25 protein-coding genes are annotated in these 24,581 nt (G+C 72.3%); 4 read left to right on the forward strand and 21 right to left on the reverse strand.

The features are described from left to right. Window positions 1–41 precede the first annotated feature (41 nt). Complete coding sequence (locus AB0883_RS04005; protein WP_366639266.1) at window positions 42–890, reverse strand: 3-hydroxyacyl-CoA dehydrogenase family protein; 849 nt, start codon at window positions 888–890, stop codon at window positions 42–44. Between the two features lie 140 nt (window positions 891–1,030). After that, complete coding sequence (gene murA / locus AB0883_RS04010; RefSeq protein WP_366639267.1) at window positions 1,031–2,473, reverse strand: UDP-N-acetylglucosamine 1-carboxyvinyltransferase; 1,443 nt, start codon at window positions 2,471–2,473, stop codon at window positions 1,031–1,033. Between murA and AB0883_RS04015 the strand changes: the two genes are divergently transcribed. After that, window positions 2,472–3,044 carry a cob(I)yrinic acid a,c-diamide adenosyltransferase gene (locus AB0883_RS04015; protein ID WP_366639269.1) on the forward strand — a complete coding sequence of 191 codons (573 nt, stop codon included), beginning with the start codon at window positions 2,472–2,474 and terminating at the stop codon, window positions 3,042–3,044. The genes murA and AB0883_RS04015 overlap by 2 nt on opposite strands. Window positions 3,045–3,229: 185 nt before the next feature. On the opposite strand, the gene AB0883_RS04020 is transcribed toward AB0883_RS04015, so the two are convergent. From AB0883_RS04020 to glyA, 13 genes are all read right to left on the reverse strand, one after another. Then, complete coding sequence (locus AB0883_RS04020) at window positions 3,230–3,685, reverse strand: DUF2550 domain-containing protein (protein WP_366639271.1); 456 nt, start codon at window positions 3,683–3,685, stop codon at window positions 3,230–3,232. 12 nt (window positions 3,686–3,697) lie between these two features. Next, window positions 3,698–3,982 carry a F0F1 ATP synthase subunit epsilon gene (locus AB0883_RS04025; protein ID WP_121399587.1) on the reverse strand — a complete coding sequence of 95 codons (285 nt, stop codon included), beginning with the start codon at window positions 3,980–3,982 and terminating at the stop codon, window positions 3,698–3,700. Window positions 3,983–4,071: 89 nt separating this feature from the next. Further along, window positions 4,072–5,214, reverse strand: a complete 1,143-nt coding sequence (locus AB0883_RS04030; RefSeq protein ID WP_366639272.1) for an LCP family protein — start codon at window positions 5,212–5,214, stop codon at window positions 4,072–4,074. Window positions 5,215–5,424: 210 nt separating this feature from the next. Then, entirely contained in the window at window positions 5,425–6,861 is a 1,437-nt protein-coding gene (gene atpD, locus AB0883_RS04035) for a F0F1 ATP synthase subunit beta (RefSeq protein ID WP_088998665.1), read from the reverse strand. Next, complete coding sequence (locus AB0883_RS04040) at window positions 6,861–7,790, reverse strand: F0F1 ATP synthase subunit gamma (RefSeq protein ID WP_366639273.1); 930 nt, start codon at window positions 7,788–7,790, stop codon at window positions 6,861–6,863. Before AB0883_RS04040 ends, atpD begins: the two co-directional genes overlap by 1 nt. Before the next feature lie 10 nt (window positions 7,791–7,800). Continuing rightward, window positions 7,801–9,456, reverse strand: a complete 1,656-nt coding sequence (gene atpA / locus AB0883_RS04045; protein WP_366639275.1) for a F0F1 ATP synthase subunit alpha — start codon at window positions 9,454–9,456, stop codon at window positions 7,801–7,803. 93 nt (window positions 9,457–9,549) lie between these two features. After that, window positions 9,550–10,371: a F0F1 ATP synthase subunit delta gene (locus AB0883_RS04050; protein ID WP_357870793.1), complete on the reverse strand. Its 822-nt coding sequence runs from the start codon at window positions 10,369–10,371 to the stop codon at window positions 9,550–9,552. Next, window positions 10,371–10,901 (reverse strand): F0F1 ATP synthase subunit B, encoded by a 531-nt coding sequence (locus AB0883_RS04055; RefSeq protein WP_121399593.1) that lies wholly within the window; start codon window positions 10,899–10,901, stop codon window positions 10,371–10,373. The genes AB0883_RS04050 and AB0883_RS04055 overlap by 1 nt, the downstream gene beginning before the upstream one ends. 31 nt (window positions 10,902–10,932) lie before the next feature. After that, window positions 10,933–11,160: an ATP synthase F0 subunit C gene (gene atpE / locus AB0883_RS04060; protein WP_121399594.1), complete on the reverse strand. Its 228-nt coding sequence runs from the start codon at window positions 11,158–11,160 to the stop codon at window positions 10,933–10,935. 93 nt (window positions 11,161–11,253) lie between these two features. Further along, window positions 11,254–12,075, reverse strand: a complete 822-nt coding sequence (gene atpB / locus AB0883_RS04065; RefSeq protein WP_357870797.1) for a F0F1 ATP synthase subunit A — start codon at window positions 12,073–12,075, stop codon at window positions 11,254–11,256. Further along, window positions 12,076–12,297, reverse strand: coding sequence for a hypothetical protein (locus AB0883_RS04070; RefSeq protein WP_121399596.1), 222 nt, complete (start codon window positions 12,295–12,297; stop codon window positions 12,076–12,078). A gap of 164 nt (window positions 12,298–12,461) precedes the next feature. After that, window positions 12,462–12,893, reverse strand: coding sequence for a hypothetical protein (locus AB0883_RS04075; RefSeq protein WP_121399597.1), 432 nt, complete (start codon window positions 12,891–12,893; stop codon window positions 12,462–12,464). After that, window positions 12,890–14,176 (reverse strand): serine hydroxymethyltransferase, encoded by a 1,287-nt coding sequence (gene glyA / locus AB0883_RS04080; RefSeq protein WP_366639278.1) that lies wholly within the window; start codon window positions 14,174–14,176, stop codon window positions 12,890–12,892. Before glyA ends, AB0883_RS04075 begins: the two co-directional genes overlap by 4 nt. Window positions 14,177–14,211: 35 nt before the next feature. Here glyA and AB0883_RS04085 point away from each other — a divergent pair, with 35 nt between their 5' ends. Next, entirely contained in the window at window positions 14,212–15,705 is a 1,494-nt protein-coding gene (locus AB0883_RS04085; protein ID WP_366639280.1) for an SDR family oxidoreductase, read from the forward strand. 122 nt (window positions 15,706–15,827) lie between these two features. On the opposite strand, the gene AB0883_RS04090 is transcribed toward AB0883_RS04085, so the two are convergent. The 4 genes from AB0883_RS04090 to prmC form a co-directional block, all read right to left on the reverse strand. Continuing rightward, window positions 15,828–17,939, reverse strand: coding sequence for a transglycosylase domain-containing protein (locus AB0883_RS04090; RefSeq protein ID WP_366639282.1), 2,112 nt, complete (start codon window positions 17,937–17,939; stop codon window positions 15,828–15,830). A 116-nt stretch (window positions 17,940–18,055) separates the two neighbouring features. Beyond that, window positions 18,056–18,667 (reverse strand): phosphotyrosine protein phosphatase, encoded by a 612-nt coding sequence (locus AB0883_RS04095; protein ID WP_366639284.1) that lies wholly within the window; start codon window positions 18,665–18,667, stop codon window positions 18,056–18,058. Further along, the gene (locus AB0883_RS04100; RefSeq protein WP_121400111.1) at window positions 18,668–19,312 is read right to left on the reverse strand and encodes an L-threonylcarbamoyladenylate synthase; all 645 of its coding nucleotides are present in this window, start codon (window positions 19,310–19,312) and stop codon (window positions 18,668–18,670) included. It lies immediately after the preceding gene. Further along, window positions 19,312–20,259, reverse strand: a complete 948-nt coding sequence (prmC, locus tag AB0883_RS04105; protein WP_366639286.1) for a peptide chain release factor N(5)-glutamine methyltransferase — start codon at window positions 20,257–20,259, stop codon at window positions 19,312–19,314. Before prmC ends, AB0883_RS04100 begins: the two co-directional genes overlap by 1 nt. Window positions 20,260–20,331: 72 nt before the next feature. Here prmC and AB0883_RS04110 point away from each other — a divergent pair, with 72 nt between their 5' ends. Continuing rightward, on the forward strand, window positions 20,332–21,882 hold the full coding sequence (locus AB0883_RS04110; protein WP_366639288.1) for a GGDEF domain-containing protein: 1,551 nt from the start codon (window positions 20,332–20,334) through the stop codon (window positions 21,880–21,882). An 18-nt stretch (window positions 21,883–21,900) separates the two neighbouring features. On the opposite strand, the gene prfA is transcribed toward AB0883_RS04110, so the two are convergent. Then, entirely contained in the window at window positions 21,901–22,989 is a 1,089-nt protein-coding gene (gene prfA / locus AB0883_RS04115) for a peptide chain release factor 1 (RefSeq protein ID WP_366639290.1), read from the reverse strand. 107 nt (window positions 22,990–23,096) lie between these two features. Then, on the reverse strand, window positions 23,097–23,321 hold the full coding sequence (gene rpmE, locus AB0883_RS04120) for a 50S ribosomal protein L31 (protein ID WP_088998650.1): 225 nt from the start codon (window positions 23,319–23,321) through the stop codon (window positions 23,097–23,099). A gap of 104 nt (window positions 23,322–23,425) precedes the next feature. Here rpmE and AB0883_RS04125 point away from each other — a divergent pair, with 104 nt between their 5' ends. After that, window positions 23,426–24,517, forward strand: a complete 1,092-nt coding sequence (locus AB0883_RS04125; protein WP_366640272.1) for an AAA family ATPase — start codon at window positions 23,426–23,428, stop codon at window positions 24,515–24,517. Window positions 24,518–24,581: the final 64 nt, after the last annotated feature.

The following is a 24,581-nucleotide window of genomic DNA, read 5'->3' on the forward strand; positions in this document are numbered from 1 at the left end:
CGGACGGGGGCGGGCCACCGCCCCCGTCCGGCACCCCGAGCTCAGTACGTGTAGAAGCCCTTGCCGCTCTTGCGGCCGAGGTCGCCCGCGGTGACCATGCGCTGGAGCAGCTCCGGCGGGAAGAACTTCTCGTCCGCCGTGTCGGTGTAGATGTTCTTCGAGGCGTGCAGCAGCACGTCCACGCCGGTCAGGTCCGTGGTGGCCAGCGGGCCCATGGCGTGACCGAAGCCGAGACGGCAGGCGGTGTCCAGGTCCTCGGCCGACACCACGCCCGACTCGACGAGCTTGACCGCCTCGACGACCAGGGCCGCGATCAGCCGGGTGGTGACGAAGCCCGCGATGTCCCGGTTGACCACCACGACGGTCTTGCCGATCTCCTCGGCGAACGACTTCGCCGTGGCCAGGGTCTCGTCGCTGGTCTTGTAGCCCCGCACCAGCTCGCAGAGCTTCATCATCGGCACCGGCGAGAAGAAGTGGGTGCCGACGACCGCCTCCGGGCGCTCGGTCACCGCAGCGATCTGCGTCACCGGGATGGCCGAGGTGTTGGTCGCGAGCACCGCGTCGGCCTTGCAGATCTTGTCCAGCGCGCGGAACACCTCGTGCTTGATCTCCAGCCGCTCGAAGACCGCCTCGACCACGATGTCCGCGTCGGCCGCCGCCTCCAGGTCGGTGGTCGGGGTGATCCGACCCAGCGCCGCCTCGACCTCGGACGCCTCGATCCTGCCCTTCTCGGCGAACCTGGTCAGCGACTTCCGGATGCCGTCCATGCCCCGCCCGGTGGCCGCGTCGTCCAGGTCCCGCAGCGTCACCTGCCAGCCCGCCTGCGCCGCCACCTGGGCGATGCCCGAGCCCATCAGCCCGGCCCCGACGACCGCGAGTCGACCCGCCATCTGCTTCTCCCTCGCCTGATTGAGTGTCTGCCAGCACCCTAGTCGGCGAGCCTGAACGGATGCTAAGGCGTGTGGCCGAAGGTGACGGCCCGGCGGGGTCCTGCGCCCTCGGGACGAGGTGTCGGTCGGGCGCGGCGGGCTCAGATGGTCAGGTCCGGCTCCTCCGGCGCGGTGCCCCGCTCCACCTCGACCCCGAGCGCGCGCAGGTCGGCCGCGAAGTCCGGATAGCCCCGGTCCACGTGGTGCACGTGGGACACCTCGGTGACCCCCTCGGCGCAGAGCCCGGCGATGATCAGCCCGGCGCCGGCCCGGATGTCGGTGGCGCGGACGGGCGCGCCGGAGAGCCGGTCCCGGCCCCGGACCACCGCGTGGTGGCCGTCGGTCTTGATGTCCGCGCCCAGCCGCATCATCTCGTTGGCGAACATGAACCGGCCGTCGAAGATGTTCTCGGTGATCAGGGAGGCCCCGTCGCTGACCGCGGCCAGCCCGATCGCCATCGGCAGCAGGTCGGTGGCGAAGCCCGGGTACGGCAGCGTGACGACGTCCACGGCCTTCGGGCGGTCGTCCATCCGGATCCGGAACGCGTCGCCCCGGGTCTCGACCAGGCCGCCGGCGGAAACGAGCTTGTCGAGCGCGACCTCCAGGAACGCCGGCTCGACCCCGGTCACGGTGACGTCCCCCCGGGTCATCGCCGCGCCGAACGCCCAGGTGCCGGCGACGATCCGGTCCCCCACCGTGGCGTGCCGCACCGGCCGCAGCCCCGGCACTCCCTCGATGTGCAGGGTGGAGGTGCCGGCGCCGGAGATCCGGGCACCCATCTGGTTGAGCATCGTGCAGATGTCGACGATCTCCGGCTCCCGGGCGGCGTTGTCGATGACGCTCGGCCCCCGGGCCAGCACCGCCGCCATGACCAGGTTCTCGGTCGCCCCGACGCTGGGGAAGTCGAGCACGATCTCCGCGCCGTGCAGCCCGTACGGCGCCGACGCGATCACGAAGCCGTGCTCCCCGGAGATCTCGGCGCCCATCCGGGTCAGCCCGGAGACGTGCATGTCCAGGCCCCGCGAGCCGATGGCGTCGCCGCCCGGGTGGGCCACCCGCACGTGCCCCCGGCGGGCCAGCAGCGGGCCCAGCACGCAGATCGAGGCGCGCAGCCGGCGTACGAGGTCGTAGTCCGCCTCGGCGCCGGGCCGCTCAGGCACGTCGATGACGACCGACCGGGACCGGGCCACCCCGCCGTACGCGACCATCGGGTCGACCGGGTCGTCGGCGTCGAACCGGACGCCGCAGCCGAGCCGGCGGAGCACCTCGCCCATGATCGCGATGTCGGTGATCCGGGGCACGTTGGTGATGACGCTGCGGCCCGGGGCGAGCAGCGCGGCGGCCATCAACTTCAGCGCCGAGTTCTTGGCGCCCACGACGTGCACCGAGCCGGCCAGGCGCGCGTCGCCGCGCACCCGGATGACGTCGAGGTCGTGGACCGCCGGGTCACCGGCGTCGCCGGACCCCACCCCCGCCGTCCGGACGGCGGTGCCGCCCGGGCGCTCCGGGATCGTCAGGTCCGGTATCCGTAGGCTGTGCGTCATGGCCGTCCACCTCACGCGCATCTACACCAAGGCCGGCGATGCCGGCATGACCAGGCTGAGCAACAACGAGCAGGTGCCGAAGACCGATCCGCGCATCTCCGCGTACGCGGACGTCGACGAGTGCAACGCCGCGATCGGCGTGGCGCTCGCCCTGGGGCAGCTCGACGACGAACTGCGGGCCGTCCTGGCGTCGGTCCAGAACGACATGTTCGACGTGGGCGCCGACCTGGCCACCCCGGTCGAACCCGATCCGAAGTACCCGCCACTGCGGGTCACCGAGGCGTACGTCGAGCGTCTGGAGGGCTGGTGCGACGAGTACAACGCACGCCTGAGCAAGCTCGACTCCTTCATCCTCCCCGGCGGCACCGCGGGTGCGGCGCTGCTGCACGTGGCGCGGACGGTCGCCCGACGCGCCGAGCGGGCGGCGTGGGCCCTGGTCGCGCACGACCCCGAGCGGACCAGTTCGCTCCCGGCAAAGTATCTCAACCGGCTTTCCGATCTGCTCTTTATCCTGTCAAGAACGGCAAATCCGGACGGAGATGTGCTATGGGTGCCGGGCGGTAACCGCTGACCACGCGGCCCTCGTGCCCACCGGAGACGCCGGTGGGCACGCTGCACCACGTCGAGGTCCGGATGCCCGATCTGCTCGCCGCTACACGCGGCTGGGGTCGGCCGCCGGACAGCGGGCGTTACGAGGTCGAACTCGCCGCGGAGGACTGAGACGGATCCCTGGAAACACCCGCCGCGAGGCGCGAGTCAGGCGGCGGGCCAGTCCTGGGAGGCCAGACGCGGCGAGACCGCCCCCGGAGGGGCGGCCTCGAGCCAGGAGAGGAACCCGGTGACGGTGGACCGGGCCATGGCGATCTCCACCGGGGCGTGGTCACTCGTACAGCGGAGGATGACCCAGTCGGCGGGCATCGAGAGGCGCTCCTGCCCCTCGGGCAGCCGCCGCCGCTCGACGGCCAGCCCCTTTCGCGAGAGCACCCGGGTGGGGCGGATGGCGAAGCTGAACAGCCGGTACCAGCGGAGTTCGTCGCCGACGAAGCGGCCGAAGCCGGGAGACCAGCCTCGGCCGTCGAGCATCGTGGAGGTCCGGACGCCGAGCCGGATGATGCCACCGCTACGGGTGACGACGGCCCGCCGGGCGAAGAGGATCAGGAGTGCGCCGAGGATGACGGCGACGCCGATTCCGATCCCTTCGACGATCTCCATCGGCGTTTCGGCTCAGCGGCTCTGCGCGGCGGAGACCGGGGTGGCGCTCTCGGCCAAGACGGTGACGCCCTCGCCGGTCACCGACAGGAAGCCACCTGCCACCTCGTAGGAGACCTGCTCGCCGCCGGGAAGCTTGATGCGCACCTGGCCGGGCTCGGCAAGCTGGCCGAGCAGGGGCGCGTGCCCCGCCAGCACACCCAGCTCGCCCTCGGTCGTGCGGGCGACGACCATCTCGGCCTCGCCGGACCAGACCTTCTCCTCGACGGCTACGAGCTCGACGTGAAGCTGCTTTGCCACGCTGTCTCCTTGCTGCGGCGGCGGATTGTCGAAAGTCTAGTCGTGCCGCCGACCCGTCCCCAACGCGGGTGGCGAGACCTGCGCCACGACTACTTCGCCTTGTTCTGGAAGTCGGGGTGCTCCAGCAGGAACGCGTCGAGCTGCCCCTTCTGTAGGGCGGCGAAGAAGTCGTCCACGGCGGGCTGGAACTTCTCGCCCCGGTAGTCCCCGTTCTCGATGACCGAGCCGCCCGGCAGCTTGATCATCTGAATCGTCTCCGGACGGATGTTCTTGAGGGCCAGGCCGAAGTCGACCACGCTGTTGCCCCGGCCGCTGAAGATGAGCGACTGCCCGGCCGCCCGCAGCACCCGGTCCAGCTTGATCGGGTTGGTCACCACGTCGGCGCTGAACGCCTGGCCGGCCATGGCCTTGACGAACTGCTGCTGGTGCCGCTGCCGCCCGTAGTCACCGTCGGGGACGCCGTTCTTCGGGTAGCGCTGGCGGACGTAGTCGAGCGCCTGCCAGCCGTTGAGGTGCTGGTTGCCCTTCTTGTAGACCGCCTGCGGGCCGACGTAGCCGTCGCCGTTCGGGTTGCCCTTGCGGTGCTTGCCGTCCGGCTCGCGGTGCTCGGAGCGCACCTCGCGCTCGATGTACATGTCGACGCCGCCCATCGCGTCGACGATCTTCTTGAAGCCGTTGAAGTTGATGATCGCGCCAGCGTCGAAGCGCGTGATGCCGGTGACGTTCTGCACCGTCGTCGCCAGCAGCTCGAAGCCGCGGGCCGCGTCGGGGTTGCCACCGGGCACCCGGCTGCCGTACGACATCGCCGCGTTGAGCCGGTCGGTGCCGCCCTTGAACTCCGCCCTGCTGAACTCGGGTATCTCCACGATGAGGTCACGCGGCATCGAGAAGAGGTAGGCCCGGTCCATCTCCGCCGGCACGTGCAGCACCATCACCGAGTCGGCGAGCGGCGGCATCTCCGGGTTGCGCGGGTCGATGCCCACCAGCAGGATGTTGAGCGGGCCCTTGATGTCGCTCCTGCGCTCCTTCGCCCCGGCGGCCTGGTCGCCGAAGAGGTCGGCCTTGCCGACGGCGCCCTCGTAACGGGCCATCAGCGCCTCGGCACCGACCAGCACGGCCCCGCTGAGCAGCATCAGGACGGCACCGAACACGGTGCAGACCCGGGCCCAGCGCGGCACCCCCGACCACCTGGACGGCGTGCCGCCGCCCTTGTCGGCCTTACCCACGATCATCTCCGTTCGTCACGCCCACGATCAGGAGACGGGCGCATGCAGCCGATTCGTTGCGGATCGACGCCCACGTGGGGAGTGGGCGGATCGACGGTACCTCGCGTCCGGCATGATCGCCGACCACGCGGAACAGGGCGCGGCGATCACCCGGTCCGAAGACGGACGAAAGGCCGCCCCGGCAGTGCCGGGGCGGCCTTTCGCAGGACCGACAGGTCAGCCCTTCATCAGCTCCGCCGCCTTGCGCTCCAGGTCCTCCAGACCGCCGCACATGAAGAAGGCCTGCTCGGGGAAGTGGTCGTACTCGCCCTCGCTGATCTTCTTGAAGGCCTCGATGGTCTCCTGGATCGGGACCGTCGAGCCCGGCACGCCGGTGAACTGCTCCGCCGCGTAGGTGTTCTGCGACAGGAAGCGCTCGATGCGCCGCGCGCGCTGCACGGTGATCTTGTCTTCCTCGGAGAGCTCCTCGATACCGAGGATGGCGATGATGTCCTGCAGGTCCTTGTACTTCTGCAGGATCCGCTTCACCTCGGTCGCCACCGCGAAGTGCTCGGCGCCGACGAACTCCGGGGCGAGGATCCGGGACGAGGACGCCAGCGGGTCCACGGCCGGGTAGATGCCCTTGTCGGAGATCGACCGCTCCAGGTTGGTGGTCGCGTCGAGGTGGGCGAACGTGGTGGCCGGGGCGGGGTCGGTGTAGTCGTCCGCCGGCACGTAGATCGCCTGCATCGAGGTGATGGCCTGGCCCCGGACGGAGGTGATCCGCTCCTGGAGCTCGCCCATCTCGTCGGCCAGGGTCGGCTGGTAACCCACCGCGCTCGGCATACGGCCGAGCAGGGTGGAGACCTCCGAACCCGCCTGGGTGAAGCGGAAGATGTTGTCGATGAAGAGCAGCACCTCCTGCTTCTTCACGTCGCGGAAGTACTCCGCCATGGTCAGCGCGGAGAGGGCGACCCGCAGCCGGGTGCCCGGCGGCTCGTCCATCTGGCCGTAGACCAGCGCGGTCTTGTCGATGACGCCGGACTCGGTCATCTCGGCGATGAGGTCGTTGCCCTCGCGGGTGCGCTCACCCACGCCGGCGAAGACCGAGGTACCACCGAAGTTCCGGGCGACACGGGTGATCATCTCCTGGATGAGCACCGTCTTGCCGACGCCGGCACCGCCGAACAGGCCGATCTTGCCACCCTTGACGTACGGGGCGAGCAGGTCGATGACCTTGATGCCGGTCTCCAGCATCTCGGTCTTCGGCTCCAGGTCCGCGAAGGCCGGGGCCTTGCGGTGGATGCCCCAGTGGTCGTCGGGCTGGAGCGTCTCGCCCTCGGTCAGGTTGAGGCACTCGCCGATCGCGTTGAACACGTGGCCCTTGACCGTGTCGCCCACCGGAACGGTGATCGGCGAGCCGGTGTCGCGCACCTCGGTGCCACGGACCAGGCCGTCGGTCGGCTGCATCGAGATGGCGCGGACCATGTTGTCACCCAGGTGCTGGGCGACCTCCAGGGTCAGCGTCTTCTCGCCGCCGGAGAGCGTCACGTCCACGTGCAGGGCGTTGAACAGGGCCGGCATGGCGTCGCGCGGGAACTCGGCGTCGACGACCGGGCCGATGACCCGGACCACGCGACCCGTGGCCGTCTTGGTCTCTACTGGGGCAGTCATCACACTTCACTTCCCGACGCGGCGAGCGCGTTCGCGCCGCCGACGATCTCGCTGATCTCCTGGGTGATCCCGGCCTGGCGGGCCGAGTTCATCTCACGCGTGTACTTCTCGATCATCTCTTCGGCGTTGTCGGTGGCGCTCTTCATCGCCCGCCGACGGGCCGCCGACTCGCTGGCCGCCGACTCCAGCAACGCCGCGTAGATCCGCGTGTTGATGTACTTCGGCAGCAGCGCGTCGAGCAGCGCCTCCGCGTCCGGCTCGAACTCGTAGGACGGCAGCGCGCCCTCGGCGCGCGGCCGGTCCTCCACCTGCATCGGGCCGATGACCTTGGTGACCGGGGTCTGGGTCATCAGGGAGTGGAACTCGGTGAAGACGATGTGCAACTCGTCGATCCCGAGCACCCCGTCCGCCCCGGCGCCGCCCTCGACGTCGTCCGCACCGGCGGTGAACGCCTTGATCAGCGTCTCGCCCACGGTGCGGGCGTCGGCGAAGGTCGGCTGCTCCGAGAACCCGGTCCAGTTGGCCTCGATCGGCCGGTCACGGAACCGGAAGAACCCGACACCCTTGCGTCCGATGACGTAGAGCACCGGCTCCTTGCCGTCGGCCCGCAGCCGGGCGATCAGCGACTCGGCCATCTTGATGGCGTTGGAGCTGTAGCCACCGGCGAGGCCACGGTCGGAGGTGACCAGCAGGACACCCGCCCGCCGCACCTTCGGACGCGGGGTGAGCAGCGGGTGGTCGATCCGCGCGTTGGACGCCAGCGCCGTGAGCACACCGGTGACCGCCTGGGCGTACGGCAGGGACGCCTCCACCCGGGCCTGGGCCTTGGCGATCCGGCTCGTCGCCACGAGCTCCATCGCCTTGGTGATCTTCTTCATCCCCTTCGCCGAGCGGATCCGTTGACGAAGAACGCGTACCTGGGCCGCCATGGATCAGCCCTTACTGGTTCTCGGCCGGGCGGTCGCCCGCGCCGTCCCGGTAGCGGGTCACCGTCTCGCGGTTCTCGTCGCCCTCCAGCGGCGAGGCCGGGGCCTCGTTGATCCGCCGCTCGTCGGACTTGCCGAGGAAGACCTGCTTGAAGTCGGCGATGGCGGCGTCGAGCGAGCCGATGATGTCGTCGTTCCACTGGTGGTCGGCGATGCTGGCCAGCACGCCCTCGTGCTTGTGGCGCAGGTACTGGAGGAACTCCGACTCGAAGCGGCGGATCTCCCCGACCGGGATGTCGTCCAGCTTGCCCTCGGTGCCGGCCCAGACCGAGACCACCTGCTCCTGCACCGGGTACGGCGAGTAGTTCGGCTGCTTGAGCAGCTCGACCAGGCGGGAACCGCGGTCCAGCTGGGCGCGGGAGGCCTTGTCCAGGTCGGAGGCGAAGGCGGCGAACGCCTCCAGCTCGCGGAACTGGGCCAGGTTGAGCCGCAGCGAACCGGAGACCTTCTTCATCGGCTTCACCTGGGCGGCGCCACCGACCCGGGAGACCGAGGTGCCGACGTTGATGGCCGGCCGGACGCCCTGGTTGAACAGGTCGGTCTCCAGGAAGATCTGGCCGTCGGTGATGGAGATGACGTTGGTCGGGATGAAGGCCGAGATGTCGTTGGCCTTCGTCTCGATGATCGGCAGGCCGGTCATCGAGCCGCCGCCCAGCTCGTCGGAGAGCTTCGCGCAGCGCTCCAGCAGGCGGGAGTGCAGGTAGAAGACGTCACCCGGGTACGCCTCACGGCCCGGCGGGCGACGCAGCAGCAGGGACACGGCGCGGTACGCCTCGGCCTGCTTGCTCAGGTCGTCGAAGACGATCAGGACGTGCTTGCCGCCGTACATCCAGTGCTGCCCGATGGACGAGCCGGTGTAGGGGGCGAGGTACTTGAAGCCGGCCGGGTCGGAGGCCGGGGAGGCGACGATGGTGGTGTACTCCATCGCGCCCGCCTCCTCCAGGATGCCCTTGATCGAGGCGATCGTGGAGGCCTTCTGGCCGATGGCGACGTAGATGCAGCGGACCTGCTTCTTCGGGTCGCCGGAGCGCCAGTTGTCCCGCTGGTTGAGGATGGTGTCCAGCGCGACCGTGGTCTTGCCGGTCTTCCGGTCGCCGATGATCAGCTGACGCTGACCGCGGCCGATCGGCGTCATGGCGTCGACGGCCTTGAGACCGGTCTGCAGCGGCTCGTCGACGGACTGCCGGGACATCACGTTCGGGGCCTGGAGCTCCAGCTCGCGGAAGCCCTCGTTGGCGATGTCGCCGAGCCCGTCGATCGGCTGGCCGAGCGCGTTGACCACGCGGCCGAGGAAGGCGTCGCCGACCGGCACGGAGAGCACCCGGCCGGTGCGCTTGACGCGCTGGCCCTCTTCGAGCTTGGCGGAGTCACCGAGAACGACGACACCGATCTCCCGGACGTCGAGGTTCAGCGCCACACCCAGGGTGCCGTCCTCGAACTCCAGGAGCTCGTTGGTCATGGTCGAGGGGAGACCCTCGACGTGGGCGATGCCGTCGCCGGTGTCGGCGACGGTGCCGACCTCCTCGCGGGAGAGTTCGGACGAGTAGGAGGAGACGTAGCGCTCCAGGGCGCCGCGGATCTCCTCCGTCGAGATGGTCAGCTCGGCCATCCTCTGCTTCCTTAAGTATCAGGGGCCCGGGATACCTAGTACCGACCGGTCCGAATGGCGTCTATGTCACAGGCACTGGGCGGCGCTGCCGCCTCAGCGCTTCGCGAGCGCGTTGCGGCTCTCGTTGAGGCGGCGCAGGACGGTGCCGTCGTACAGGTCGGAGCCGACCCGTACGCTCACGCCACCGAGAACCGAGGGGTCCACCGTCTGCTTGACGGAAACCTCTCGACCGTATATCGCGGAGAGGCTGGCGCCCAGCCGGCGCTCCTCCTCTTCACTCAACGGGGCCGCGGCGGTCACGTACGCCACCTGCCGGTCCCGCCGCTCGGCGGCCAGCTCGACCAGCCGGCTGAGCGCACCGGAGAGGTTGCGTCCACCGAAACCGGCGAGCGCGACCCCGATGAGGTAGCCGGTGATCGGCCGGGCCTTGCCGACGAGCAACTGGTCGACCAGCGTGGCCCGCCGGTCGGCGGGGACCGCCGAGTCGGAGAGCGCGCTGGACAGCTGCGGCGAACCGGCGACGACCTGCCCGAAGCGGAACAGCTCGTCCTCGACCTCGCCCAGCTCGCCGGCGGAGTCGGCGCTCGCCAGGAGCGCGTCGATGCCCAACTGCTCGGTGGCGCTGAGCAGTTCCGACGGCACCGACCAGCGGCCGGCGACCAGGGAGGCGACCAGGTCCAGCGCCTCGGCGCCGACCTTGCCGCGCAGCAGTTCGCCGAGCAGCCCGGCACGGTCGGCCCCGGAGCGGGCCGGGTCGGAGAGCGCGCGGCGCAGCCGCGGTTCGCGCCGCAGCAGGTCGGCGACGGAGAGGATGTCGCCGGCGGTGGTGGCCACCGCCGACGGCTCCGCGCCGCGGACGTACGCGTCGAGGTGCTCGACCGCGACCTTGTACGACTCCCGGCTGGCGGCCTGCATCAGCGGGCCCCCGCGCTCTCGAGGTTGCTCAGGAACCGGTCGACGGTGCCCTTGCGACGCGCCTCGTCGGCGAGGGACTCCCCGACGATCTTGCTGGCCAGGTCGACCGCGAGCGTGCCGACCTCCGTGCGCAGCTCGCGCACGATGGTGGCCCGCTCGGCGGCGAGCTGCTCCTTGCCGGCGGCGATGATCCGGTCGGACTCCTCCCGCGCCTTGGCGAGGATGTCCTGGCGGATGCCCTCGGCGTCGGCGCGGGCGTCGTCCCGGATCCGCGCCGCCTCGGTACGCACCTCGGCGAGCTGGGCCCGGTACTGCTCCAGCACCTGGTTCGCCTCGGCCTGGGCGGCCTCGGCCCGCTTGAGGCCACCCTCGATCGCGTCGACCCGCGCCTGGTACATCGCCTCCATGCGGGGCATGACGAACTTCAGCAGGACGAAGCAGAGCAGGGCGAAGGCGATGGTCCCGATGACCATCTCCTGCCAGATGGGCAGGATCGGGTTGTGCTCCACACCTTCTGCGGCGATGAACATGTCAGACCTCCGGGTCGGGAGAGAGCTCTCGTCAGCCCTGGACGGCGAAGGCGAGCACCAGGCCGAAGAGTGCGAGCGCCTCGACCAGGGCGAAGCCCAGGACCAGCCAGGTGCGGTTGTAGCCGGCGGACTCCGGCTGACGCGCGCTCGACTGGATGTAGGCCGCGAAGACCAGGGCGACACCGATACCGGGGCCGATGGCGGCGAGGCCGTAGCCGATGGTGTTGACGCTGCCGCCGATTTCGGCAAGAACAGTCATTGCGGGTATTCCTCCTGTTCGACGCGTGAGTTCTCACGCGTACGCGGGTCGGTACCAGAAGCTTGGTCGGGCCGGGCGGCCCGCCGAGCCCGATCAGTGCTCGTCGGCGAGCGAACTTCCGATGTAGTTCGCGCTCAGCGTGACGAAGACGTAGGCCTGCAGCACGGCGACCAGGACCTCGAAGAAGGCCATCACGATCGCCATCAGGAAGGAGAAGACCGAGGTCACCTGGATGAACAGGCTGCTCGAGTTCAGCATCACGAAGCCGCCGACGGTGAAGACCAGCAGCAGCAGGTGGCCGGCGAACAGGTTGGCGAAGAGCCGCAGGGCCAGGGTGACCGGCCGGACGATGAACGTCTGCAGGAACTCGATCGGGATCAGCAGGATGTGCATGGGCCACGGCACGCCCGGGATGATCAGACTCATCTTGAGGTACTTGCCGAGGCCGTGCTTGCGGGCGCCGATGTAGAGGTACATCACGTAGGAGATCAGCGCGAGCACGATCGGGAAGGCGATGTGCGAGTTGGGCGAGATCTGCAGGCCGGGCACGATGGCGAAGAAGTTGGTCAGCACGATGAAGCTGAACAGCACCGTGAAGTAGGGCGCGAAGCGGATGCCCGCGTTGCCCATCTGCTCGCGGGCGATGTTGTCCCGGACCAGGCCGTAGACCGACTCCGCGTACCACTGGGCCTTACCGGGGACCAGCTTGGGCTTCCGGTAGGCGAGCATGAAGAAGATGATCAGCAACGCGACCGCGAGCCAGACCATGATCCCGAACTTGGTGACCCAGGGGCCAGCCACGTCCGGCGGGTAGAAATCTCCGACGCTGGGGGGCCAGGGAAGCCCCTCGGCGGCGACGAGCTGTCCACTCACCGTGTCATCCTCCGCACTCGACAGACCCGCGCGTGCTGGCACTCAAGCACTGAGCCTCTTCATGATCAGGTAAATCGCTCCGGCCGCGCCGAAGATCATGCCGACGGCGGCCCCGACGCCGGTGGGCAGATCGAGAAGTCGCTCCGCCAACCACCCGAGGAAGCCCCACACCACGATGCCGGCGAGGAGGTAGCCCAGAACGGCCCCTGCCACGCCTTCCGACGAGTGCTCGTCGGACCTGCGGGGGTGTGGGTCTTCGGCCATGACGTGGCGAACAATATCAGCAGGGACGCGCGGGAGTGTGCGGCACCCCCCACACTGCGGACAGCGTGCGGGCCGTGGTGCGGGCGCGAAAGTCGTTGGTCAGGTTACTCCCGTGCGGCCCGCCGCGGCAGCCCGAAATGCCGGACGCAGATCCGACAGAACGTTCACTCACCGCGTCGCTCGAATGTGGGCAGCGGCGTACGCAGGGCCCACGTCAGGTGGGCGCCCGTCCAGACCACCACGGCCGCGATGATCGCCACCCCCATGTCCGGCAGGCCGGGCCAGCCGGTGGCCGCCACGGCGGCCATCACCACCCCGAGCACCACGATCTTCGTGGCGTAGGTGACCAGCCCCACCGACATGATCATCCGGGGGTTGACGGCGTCGGCCCAGGCCACCGAGACGCCGGAGACCAGGTAGCTGGCGATGACCAGCGCGATCCCGGCGGCCACCCCGGCCGCGCCCGTGGCGCCCCTCAGCACCGCCGCGGTCGGGACCGCGACCAGCGCGAGGACCGCGCAGGCCAGCAACGGCAGGCGAAGGTGCGGCAGCCGGGCCCGGATGGCACCCGGCTCGCCCGCGCGTGGCGCGCTCATCGGGGGTACGCCGGGAAGGCGGCGACCAGCTCGGCGACCTCGCCGGCGATCCCGGCGAGGGAGTCGGCGCCCCCGGGGGCGGCGGGATCGGTGCGCACGGCGCGGGCGATCAGCGAGGCGACCTGGCGCATCTCCGGCTCGCGCATGCCCTGCGTGGTGACGCTCGGGGTGCCCACCCGGATGCCCGAGGCGACCATCGGCTTCTGTGGGTCGTACGGGATCGCGTTCTTGTTCAGGGTGATGGTGGCGGCGTCGCAGCGTGCCTCGGCGTCCGCGCCGGTCACCCCGGCCTCGCGCAGGTCGATCAGGGCGAGGTGGGTGTCGGTGCCCCCGGAGACCGGGCGCATCCCCTCGTCGGCCAGCCCGGCGGCGAGCGCCCGCGCGTTGGCCACCACCCGGTCGGCGTAGGCCCGGAACTCGGGCTGGGCGGCCTCCCGCAGCGCGACCGCCTTGGCGGCGACGACGTGCATCAGCGGGCCGCCCTGGGTGAACGGGAAGACCGCCTTGTCGATGCGCTGGGCCAGCGACTCCCGGCACAGGATCATGCCGCCGCGCGGCCCGCGCAGCACCTTGTGCGTGGTGAGGCAGACGACGTCGGCGTGCGGCACCGGCGACGGGACGGCCTTCCCGGCGACCAGCCCGATGAAGTGCGCGGCGTCGACCATCAGGTACGCCCCGACCTCGTCGGCGATCTCGCGGAACCGCGCGAAGTCGATCAACCGCGGGTACGCCGTCGCGCCACAGATGATCATCTTGGGCCGGTGCGCGAGGGCGAGGTCGCGTACCTCGTCGTAGTCGATCAGCTCGGTGTCGCGGCGGACGGTGTAGCCGACCGTGTGGAACCACTTGCCGGAGAAGTTGACCCGACTGCCGTGGGTGAGGTGGCCGCCGTGCGGCAGGTCCATGGCGAGCACCGTGTCGCCCGGCTGGACCAGCGCGGCGTACGCGGCCAGGTTGGCGCTCGCCCCCGAGTGCGGCTGGAGGTTGGCGTGCTCGGCGCCGAAGAGTTCCTTCGCCCGCGCGATGCCGATCTCCTCGGCCCGGTCGACCTCGGCGCAGCCGCCGTAGTAGCGCCGGCCCGGGTAGCCCTCGGCGTACTTGTTGGTCAGGGTCGAGCCGAGCGCGGCCAGCACCGCCGGCGAGGTGAGGTTCTCGCTGGCGATCAGTTGCAGTCCGCCCCGGAGCCGGTCCAGCTCGCCGAGCACCACCCCGGCGATCTCCGGGTCGGTCGCGCGGAGCTGGTCGAAGTCCGGCCCCCAGAAGGTGCTCGTCTCAGTAGCCACAACGCCAGAGTCTATTGGGCCGCACACTGGAGACCGTGAGATGCCTGGTCACCGGAGCGACGGGTTACATCGGCGGGCGGCTGGCGCCCCGGCTGCTGGCCGAGGGGCACACGGTGCGCTGCCTCGCCCGCAAGGCGGGACGGCTGCGGGACGTGCCGTGGGCGGTGCGGACCGAGATCGTCGAGGGCGACCTGCGCCGGCCGGAGACGCTGCCGGCCGCGTTCGAGGGCGTGGACGTCGCCTACTACCTGGTGCACTCGCTCGGCCAGGCCGGCTTCGAGGCCGCCGACCGGGAGGCCGCCACCCGGTTCGCCGAGGCGGCGCGGGTCGCGGGCGTACGCCGGATCGTCTACCTGGGCGGGCCGGAGCCGGCAGCGGACTCGGAGGTCCCGTCGGCGCACCTGCGCTCGCGGGCCGAGGTGGGGCGGATCCTGCTCGACAGCGGGGTGCCGACGGCGGTGCTGCGGGCGGCGGTGATCATCGGATCCGGGTCGGCCTCGTTCGAGATGCTGCGCTACCTGACCGAGCGGCTGCCGGCCATGGTCACCCCCCGCTGGGTCCGCAACCGGATCCAGCCGATCGCCGTCCGGGACGTACTGCGCTACCTGGCCGGCTGCGCCAGCCTGCCGCCTGAGGTCAACCGCGCCTTCGACATCGGCGGGCCGGACATCCTCACCTTCGAGGACATGATGCAGCGGTACGCGCGGGTGGCCGGGCTGCGCCGGCGGACCATCGTGCCGGTGCGACCGCTGACGCCGTCGCTCTCCTCGCACTGGGTCGGGCTCGTCACGCCGGTGCCCAACGCGATCGCCCGGCCGCTGGTGGAGAGCCTGGTCCACGAGGCCGTCGCCCACGAGCACGACATCGCCGCGTACGTGCCCGACCCGCCGGAGGGGCTGACCGGCTTCGACCAGGCGGTCGCGGCGGCCCTGACGAAGGTCCGCGACGGCGAGGTGGAGACCCGCTGGTCGACCGCGAGCGGCCCCGACGCGCCGGCCGAGCCGCTGCCCAGCGACCCGGAGTGGTCCGGCGGGACCGCCTACACAGACGTCCGCGAGCGGGCGGTGCACGCACCGCCGGAGGAGCTGTGGCGGGTCGTCGAGGGCGTCGGCGGGGAGCACGGCTGGTACTCGTTCCCACTGGCCTGGTCGGTGCGCGGCTGGCTGGACCGGCTGATCGGCGGCGTGGGGCTGCGCCGCGGCCGGCGCGACCCGCACCGCCTCCAGGTCGGCGAGGCGCTGGACTTCTGGCGGGTGGAGGAGATCGTGCCCGGCGAGCTGCTGCGGCTGCGCGCCGAGATGCGGCTGCCGGGCCGGGCCTGGCTGGAGATGCGCGTGCTCCCCGGCGACGAGGGCGGCAGCCGTTACCAGCAGCGCGCGGTGTTCCTGCCGCGCGGGCTGCCCGGACACGCGTACTGGGGCGCGGTGGCGCCCTTCCACGCGGTGGTCTTCGGCGGGATGGCCCGCAACATCGCCCGCCAGGCCGAGCAGGCGGCCCGACGGCCCGCAGCCGCCTCGCCGCGCCGCTGAGGCACGCGGACCCGGTCGCCGGCCCGGCGGCTCAGTCGCCGGCGCGGACCCGGTGCCGGCTCGGCGCTCAGTGCCGGCTCGGCGCTCAGTGCCGGCGCGGCGCTCAGTGCCGGCGCGGGCGCTCAGTTGCCGGCGCGGGCGCCGGTGAGTTGGAAGGCGGTCGCCTCGCTGGGCGGCACGAAGTCGCGGACCGGCTCGTCGCGCAGCGCGAAGGCGAGCACCTCCCCCACCGCCTCGACCAGCTGCCCCTGCACCCGCTGGCCGACCGCGTCGCGCGGGTCGTCGGGGTTCGCGGCGATCGAGGCGACCGCCAGCTGCGGGGTGAAGGCGACCACGGTCTCCGTCGCGTACCCGTCCGAGCTGCCCGTCTTGCCCGCCACCGGCCGGCCGAGCTGCCGGTGCAGCCCCTCGGCGGTGCCACGGGCGCACTCCCGGTACATCGACTGGTCGCCGACCGCGCAGCGGGCCGCGTCGGCCGCCGCCCGGGCCACGTCCGCGTCCACCGCCTGCCGGCAGTGCGGCCGCGCGGCGGCCACCGGGCGGCCGGCGGCGTCGGCGATCGAGACGACCGGCAGCGGCGCGCACCACGAGCCCTCGGCCGCCACGGCGGCGTACGCGCCGGCCAGGTCGAGCGGTGTGGTGGCGGAGACGCCCAGGGTGAACGGCCCCCACTCGCGTGCGCCGTGTCGGGCCAGCCGCGCGTCGTCCTCGGAGCGGAAGACGATGCCGAGCCGCTCGGCCATCTCCACCACCCGGTCCGCGCCGACCCGCTCGGTCAGCCAGGCGAAGTACGTGTTGACCGACTCGCCGAAGGCGGTCCACATCGTGTGCCGGCCGTCCATGGAGGCGCTGGCGTTGCGCGGGCACCAGTACCCGTCGCAGCTCGCCGCCCCGCTCGCCGAGTAGTCCGTCACGATCCGCTCCGGCGCGTCGAACTCCGTGCTCAGCGGCAGCCCGGACTCCAGCGCGGCCAGCATCGTGAAGACCTTGAACGTGGAGCCGGCCTGGTAGCCCTCGATCGCCCCGCCGCCGGCGACCAGCTGGTTCACCGTGTTCGGGTGGTTCTTCTGCCCGGCCGGGTTGGCGGCCACGCCGTAGTTCCGGTTCACCGCCATCGCGAGCACCCGGCCCGTGCCCGGCTGGACCACCGCCGTCGGCGCCGCCCGGCGGTCGTCCACCGAGTAGATCCGGCGGACCTGCTCGGTGGTGGCGCGCTGCACCGCCGGGTCGAGCGAGGAGACGATGGTGAACCCGCCCCGGCGCAGCGAGAGCTGCCGCTCGTCGACCGTCGCGCCGAACGCCGGCTGGGCGTTCCACCAGCGGGTGAGCCAGTCGCAGAAGAAGCCCCAGTCGTTGTGCTCCGCCGGCACCGCCGTGCAGTCGTTCGGCGTCTGGCTGGGGCGCAGCCTCAACTGCTCGGCCCGGGCCCGGTCCGCCGCCTCGGCTGGGACCTGCCCGGACTCCACCAGCCGGTCCAGCACGTACGCCCGGCGGGCGAGCGCGGCGTCCGCGTCGCCGTTGATCGGGTCGTCGGTGTGCGGGGAGCGGACCAGGCCGGCCAGCAGCGCCGCCTCGGCCAGGGTGAGCTCCGCCGGCGGCTTCGAGAAGTAGCGGCGGCTCGCGGCGGCCACCCCGTACGCGCCCGCCCCGAAGTAGGCGATGTTGAGGTAGCGGGCGAGGATCTCGTCCTTGGTCAGCTCCCGCTCCAGGGCCAGCGCGTACCGCATCTCCTGGATCTTGCGCGCGGTGGTCAGTTCGGTGGCGGCGGCGCGCTGCCGCTCGCTCAGCCGGGGGTCGTTGCTGAGCACGTTGCGGACGTACTGCATGGTCAGCGTGGACGCGCCCTGCCGGGTCTCCCCGGCACCCCGGTTGACGGTGAAGGCCCGCACCACGCCGCGCAGGTCGACGCCGCTGTGCTCGTGGAACCGGGCGTCCTCGGCGGCGATGACCGCCTGCCGCATCACCGGCGCCACGTCGGCCAGCGGCACGTCGACCCGGTCCTCCTGGTAGAAGGAGGTGATCAGCGTGGTGCCGTCGTTGGCGTAGAGGTTCGAGCGTTGGGGCGTGGGCGGCGTGCGCAGCGTGTTCGGCAGTTCCGAGTACGGCGCGGCGAGCGCCGAGAACCCGATGCCGAAGACCAGCGCGGCCGGGAGGGCCGCCACCGCGAGCGCCAGCCCGGCCAGCACGCCGGCGAGCAGTACGGTGAACAGTTTGTCGAGGCGTGCCCGGGTCATCAGCTCTCCCCGCAGGAGCCGGTCAGGACCCACCCAGAATGACCCGAAAGTCCCTCTTGACCGCCCCTTTCCCCCAAACCCGCAGGGAACTCACGCGGGCGGGTACCTCGGGCGGGTTACGGCAGGAGCACGGCGGCGAGGGGGTGCACGCTCTCCTCGATCTCGTCGGCGACCCGGCTGAAGCACTGGTCGCCGCGCCCCCACGGATCGTCGAGATCGTCGGTGGGCAGCGAGGTGGTGCCCAGGCGGGCGGCGTGGGCGGCCTCCACCAGGGCCACGCCGCGCGCGTACACCGCGTCGGGGGTCGCCTCGGCCGCCGGCAGCGCGGCGGCGTCCACCCCGGCGAGCAGCCGGCCGAACTCGCCCAGCACGAACGTGCGCGACGCGGCGTCGGGCCGCAGCGCCACCACGTACTCCTGCTGGTCGGCGGTGGCGGTGAGGACGAGGTCGGCGGCGTCGATGTGGTCCGACCGCAGCTTGCGCGCGGCGAAGCCGGCGACGCTGCCGCCCCGGGAAGTCACCTGGCGCGACGCCGGCGGGTTCATCTCCTCGCCGGCGTGCCAACCGCCGGTGCCTGCGCTGTGGCTGTGCAGCAGCTCGTCGGCGCGGTCCGGGTCGACCTCGCGGCGGGCCAGCCGTTCCCGGACGGCGAGCGCCAGCAGCCGCTCGGCCATCGGGGACCGGCAGATGTTGCCCATGCAGACGTGCAGCACGGTGAACGGAGGCACTCAGACCCCCTGGCCGGCGAGGATGTCGGGCACCACGTCGCGGAGCTTCTCCAGCCCGACGGCGCCCTGGCGGAGGACCTGCGGCACCTCGCCGGTGAGGTCCACGATCGTGCTCGGCACCGGATCCGGGCAGGGCCCGGCCTCCAGGTAGGCCCGCACCGAGTAGGAGAGCTGGTCGCGGGCCTCCTCGGCGGTGAGGGCGGCCGGCTGGCCGGTCTTGTTGGCCGAGGCGACCGCCATCGGGCCGGTCTCGCGCAGCACCTCCAGCGCCACCGGGTGCAGCGGCATCCGCACCGCCACCGTCCCGGAGGAGTCGCCGAGGTCCCACCGCAGGCTGGGCGAGTGCGCCACGATGATGGTCAGCGCCCCGGGCCAGAACGCCTCGACGAGATCGCGGGCCGCCTGGGGCAGCGAGTAGACCAGGCCGTCGAGGGTGTGCCGGGAGCCGATCAGCACGGGCGGCGGCACCTGACGGCCGCCCTTGGCGTCCAGCAGGGCCTTGACCGCGTACGGGGTGAACGCGTCCGCGCCGATCCCGTAGACGGTGTCGGTCGGCAGGACGACCAGCTCGCCGTTCTTGACCGCCTCGATGGCAGCGGCGATGCCGCGGTCCCGGTCGGCGGGCGACCGGCAGTCGTAGAGCATCACGAGGAGTCAGTCTGCCACGTCGCGTCGGCGGCGGCGTGCTGGCCGTCCGCCCGCCGGGACGCGGTCGCGAAGCGGGGCCGTCCGGTCAGGTCCGGGTGGTCGGCGACCGCCTCGAACCGGCCGTCCGCGGCGAGCAGGTCGGGCACCGCCGTGCCGTGCGTGTCGTCGTGCTCCACGCCGAGCACCCCGCCCGGGCGCAGCAGTGCCGCCGTCCGGGCGATCACCGGGCGGATCACCGCCAGGCCGTCCGCGCCGCCGAAGACCGCGTTCGCCGGATCGTGCCGCCCCACCTCCGGGGGTACGGCCACGCCCGACGGCACGTACGGCGGGTTGCAGAGCAGCACGTCGACCCGGCCCACCAGGTCGGCGAGCAGGTCGGCGGCGGTGACGTCCGCCGCCACCACCTCGATCGGCCGGTCCCCTGCGGCGGCCCGGGCCGCCGCGTTGCGCCGCAGCCAGGGCAGCGCCGCCGCCGACCGTTCCACCGCCACCACCCGGGCCGCCGGCAGCTCCTGGGCCACCGAGAGGGCGATCGCCCCCGAGCCGCTGCACAGGTCCACCACCAGCGCGGCGCCCAGGCGCCGGCCCTGCGCGATCCCCCAGCCGGCGAGCAGCTCGGTCTCCGGCCGGGGCACGAAGACGCCCGGCCCGACGGCCAGCTCCAGGTGCCGGAAGCCGGCGCTGCCCGTGAGATGCTGCAACGGTTCCCGCCCGGCCCGCCGCGCGACCAGCTCGTCGAACCGGTCGAGCTGGTCGGCCGTGAAGTCGTCGGCCAGCGCCAGCCGCCCGCGGGGCACCGCCAGCACGTACGCGGCCAGCTGCTCCGCCTCGGCGCGGGCCGAGGCGACACCGGCGTCGGCGAGGGTCCGGGACGCCCGGGCCAACGCCACGGAAGGGCGCTGCCGTCTCGTCCCTTCGGACGGGTGTTGCGGCACGGTGGTCACGAGATAATCATGGGGCGTCGCGCCGGACATCACGAGCGGATGCGTCCGGACGCACACCGACAGGAGGTCGCGGTGGGTTGGCTCGACCGGGTCACCGACCAGGTTGCCGCCCTGTCACGGGCGCGGGCCCTCCAGGAGTCCAGCCAGTCCGCCGAGGCGTACGCGATCCTCGACCGGGTCGCCGCCACCACCACCGACCCGTACGCGCGGGCCGACGCCCTGGTGCAGCGCCTCTCCGCGGTGATCAACCTCGGGCGGACGGCGGAGTACACCCGGGCCGTCGAGGAGGCCTCCACCGCCGTCCGCGACCTCGCCGAGCCCTACCTGCTCGGGCACCTCAACGCGCTGGCCGCCCTCGCCGCCCACCACCAGGGCGCGCTGGACCGCTGCGTCACCCACCTGGTGAAGGCCGCGCGGGCGCTGGGCGCGGTGGAGGACCCCGACCGGGACACCGCGTGGGGCTGGCACGACCTGGCGATGGCCTACTCGTACCTCAGCTTCCACGGCTACGCCCTCGGCGCGATCGAACGGGCCCGGCAGCTCGGCAGCGCCGCCGAGATTCCGGAGGAGACCTTCGCCGCCCCCGGGATCCGGCTACGCAACGCCGTGGCGCTGGACCACAACGGCGACAGCGACGGCTGCCTGCGGGTGCTGCGGGACGTCGCCGCCGACCTGGACCGGTTCCGGCGCAGCGGGCGGGCCGGGAAGCTGCGCCCGAGCAGCCTGGCCGCGTACGGCTACGCCGCCGCCCGGCGGGCGGCCCTCGGCGACCGGTGGGACGTCGACACGGAGGCCGCCCCGGCCCGGCTGCTCGGCCACGGCGGCGACAGCGCCCGCGCCCGCGACATGCGCCAGCTCGGCCAGGTCTGCCTGGCCGTCGCCGAGGGACGGCCGATCGAGGCCGTCACCCGGCTGGGCACCGTCCAGGTCTCCACGGAGACGCTGGGCGCGGCCGAACCGGCACGGCTGCGCAGCATCGCCCTGGCTTGCGCCGGCGACCACGCGGGCGCGCACCGGGCCGACCGGCTGGCGTTCCGGCTGGCCGCCCAGCGCAACGACCGGCTCCGGGACGTCTACATCGACGGCATCGCCGCGCGCATCGACCACGAGGAGATGCGCCGCGAGGCGGCCCGCTTCGAGGGCGAGGCGTTGACCGACCCCCTGACCGGGCTGCCCAACCGGCGGCGGCTGGAGCGCTACATCGCCACCCTGGTCGCCCACGGCGACCGGGTGGTGATCGGCGTCTGCGACCTGGACGGCTTCAAGGCCGTCAACACCCGGCACGGGCACCACTCCGGCGACCTGGTGCTCCAACGCATCGCCGGGGTGATCAACCGGGTGATGCGCCGGGGCGACTTCGTGGCCCGCTACGGCGGGGACGAGTTCGTGGTGGTGCTGCCGGGCGCCGGGATGACCGAGGCCGCCGAGGTGGGCCGCCGGATCGACGCCGCGGTGCGCACGGAGGACTGGGAGTCGCTGGTGCCCGGCACGCCGGTCGGGGTCAGCGTCGGCTTCGCCGAGGTGGGCGCCACCGGTCCGGGCCTGCGCGACGCCCTCGGCACCGCCTTCGAGGCCGCCGACCGCGCGATGCTCCGCGCGAAGTCCCGCCCCCGCGCCTCCTGACGTGCGCCGGCGGCGGGGTCAGCGGCGGGTCAGCTCGGTGTCGCCGGCGAGGCGGGCGGCGCGGTCGGCCTCGGCGAGGGCGTCGAGGACCCCGTCCAGGTCGCCGGCGAGCGCCAGGTCCAGGTTGTACGCGGTGTAGCCGATCCGGTGGTCGGTGATCCGGTTCTGCGGGAAGTTGTAGGTGCGGATCCGCTCGGAGCGGTCCACGGTGCGCACCTGCGCCTTGCGGGCGTCCGAGGCGGCCGCGTCGGCCTGCTCCTGGGCCGCCGCCAGCAGCCGGGCGCGCAGGATCCGCATCGCCTGCTCCCGGTTCTGCAACTGGGACTTCTCGTTCTGGCAGGAGACCACGATGCCGGTCGGCACGTGCGTGATCCGTACCGCCGAGTCGGTGGTGTTCACCGACTGGCCGCCGGGCCCCGACGAGCGGAACACGTCGATGCGCAGGTCGTTCGGGTCGATGGTGACGTCGACGTCCTCGGCCTCCGGCAGCACCAGCACCCCGGCGGCGCTCGTGTGGATGCGGCCCTGCGACTCGGTGACCGGTACGCGTTGCACCCGGTGCACGCCGCCCTCCCACTTGAGCCGGGACCAGACGCCGTTGCCGCCCTCGGGCACGCCCTTGGTCTTGATCGCCAGCGAGACGTCCTTCACCCCGCCCAGGTCCGAGTCCTGCGCGTCGAGCACCTCGGTGAGCCAGCCGCGCCGCTCGGCGTAGCGGGTGTACATCCGCAGCAGGTCACCGGCGAAGAGCGCGGACTCCTCGCCGCCCTCGCCCGCCTTGATCTCGACGATCACGTCCTTGGCGTCGTGCGGGTCGCGCGGGATCAGCAACTCCGCCAGCCGCTGCTCCAGCGCCGGCAGGCTCTCCGCGATCGACTCGGCCTCGGCGGCGAAGGACGCGTCCTCGGCGACCAGCTCCCGGGCGGCGGCGAGGTCGGCGCGGGCCTGCTCCAGCTCCCCGGCCGCCTTGTGCAGCGGGACCAGTTCGGCGTACCGACGGCCGACCCGGCGGGCGGTGCCCTGGTCGGCGTGGATGGCCGGGTCCGCCAGCCGCTTCTCCAGCTCGGCGTACTCGTCGAGGAGGGCGGCCAGACGCTCGCTGCTCATGCGGGGGAGGCTCCTTCGACGACGAGGACGGGACCGGGGTCAATACGGGGGAATACGGACGGCGCCCGCGTCCGGCACGAAACCGGGCGCGGGCGCCGAACGAGGAGCTACTTGGCCTTCTTGGCCTGAACCTTGGCGTACTTCTGCTGGAACTTGGCCACCCGGCCCGCGGTGTCCAGGACGCGCTGCTTGCCGGTGTAGAACGGGTGGCAGGCGCTGCAGGTCTCGACGTGGATCGAGCCGCCCTTGGCGGTGCTGCGGGTGGTGAACGTGTTGCCGCAGGAGCAGCTGACCTCGGTGGTCACGTACTCCGGGTGGATGTTGGACTTCATCTCGCCTCGGTCCTCTCGTGGATGGTCGCCGGGTCGCCGTCGGTGTCCGTCGCGGCGTGCGACGGGCTCGGGCGTGAACCGGAACCGGTGGCCGATTGACCAGTGTGCCATGGGCGTGCGCCGACCCGGCAGTCGGGCCGCACGGCTGGTCCGGCATCGACAACGCACGCCCCACCTCCCGCATTCCCGACGCCTCGCCGGGCATTCATCCCGGCACGGCCGCCGTCGGCCCCGTGCCCCACCCGGGGCACGCGCCGCGGGCGGCGGGACCGCCCACGACGTACGACACGGAGGACCTGATGGCCCGCCTGATCGCCACCCGGGGACTGCCCGCCTCCGGCAAGACCACGTTCGCCCGGACGCTCCAGCCGTCCGTGGTCCGGGTCAACCGGGACGACCTACGCCGGATGCTGCACGGCGAGCGGCTGTTCACCCAGTGGGCGGAGTGGCAGGTCACCGTCGTGCAGCGGGCGCAGGTCGAGGCGCTGCTGCGGGCCCGCGCCGACGTCTGCGTCGACGACACCAACCTGCGGTCGCGGACCCTGCGTGACTGGGCCGACCTGGCCGCCCGGCACGGCGCCGAGTTCGAGGTGCACGACTTCACCGACGTGCCGCTCGCGGAGTGCCTGCGTCGCGACGCCGCCCGCCCCGAGGCCGACCGGGTCGGCGAGGCGTGGATCCGCCGGTTGCACGAGCGCTACCTGGAGGGCCGTACGCTGCCGCTGCCCGTGCCGCAGGCCCGGACGGGGCGGCCCGCCACGGTGCACGCCCCGTCGACCGAGCCGCCGGAGATCGTCCTGGTCGACATCGACGGCACGGTCGCGCTGAACGTCTCGCGCAGCCCGTACGACATGACCCGCGTCGACGAGGACGAGCCGAACCCGGCGGTGATCGCGGCGGTCCGGGCGATGCACGCGGCCGGGTACGGAGTGGTGTTCTGCTCGGGCCGGGACGCCACCGCCCGCGCCGCCACGGAGGCGTGGCTGGCCCGGCACGTCCGGGTCCCCTACCTCGGGCTGCACCTGCGCGCCGTCGGCGACAGCCGGAAGGACTCCGTGGTCAAGCGGGAGATCTACGAGCGCGAGATCGCCGACCGCTACCGGGTGGTCGGCGTCTTCGACGACCGCCAGCAGGTGGTGCGGATGTGGCGCGCCCTCGGCCTCACCGTCTTCCAGGTGGCCGAGGGCGACTTCTGAGGCCCGCACCGGTCACCGGTACGGGCCCCGGCGGCGGCAGGAAGGGCCCCTCCCCCACGCGCCG

This window comes from Micromonospora sp. NPDC047812, assembly GCF_040704175.1.
Taxonomy (GTDB): domain Bacteria; phylum Actinomycetota; class Actinomycetes; order Mycobacteriales; family Micromonosporaceae; genus Micromonospora.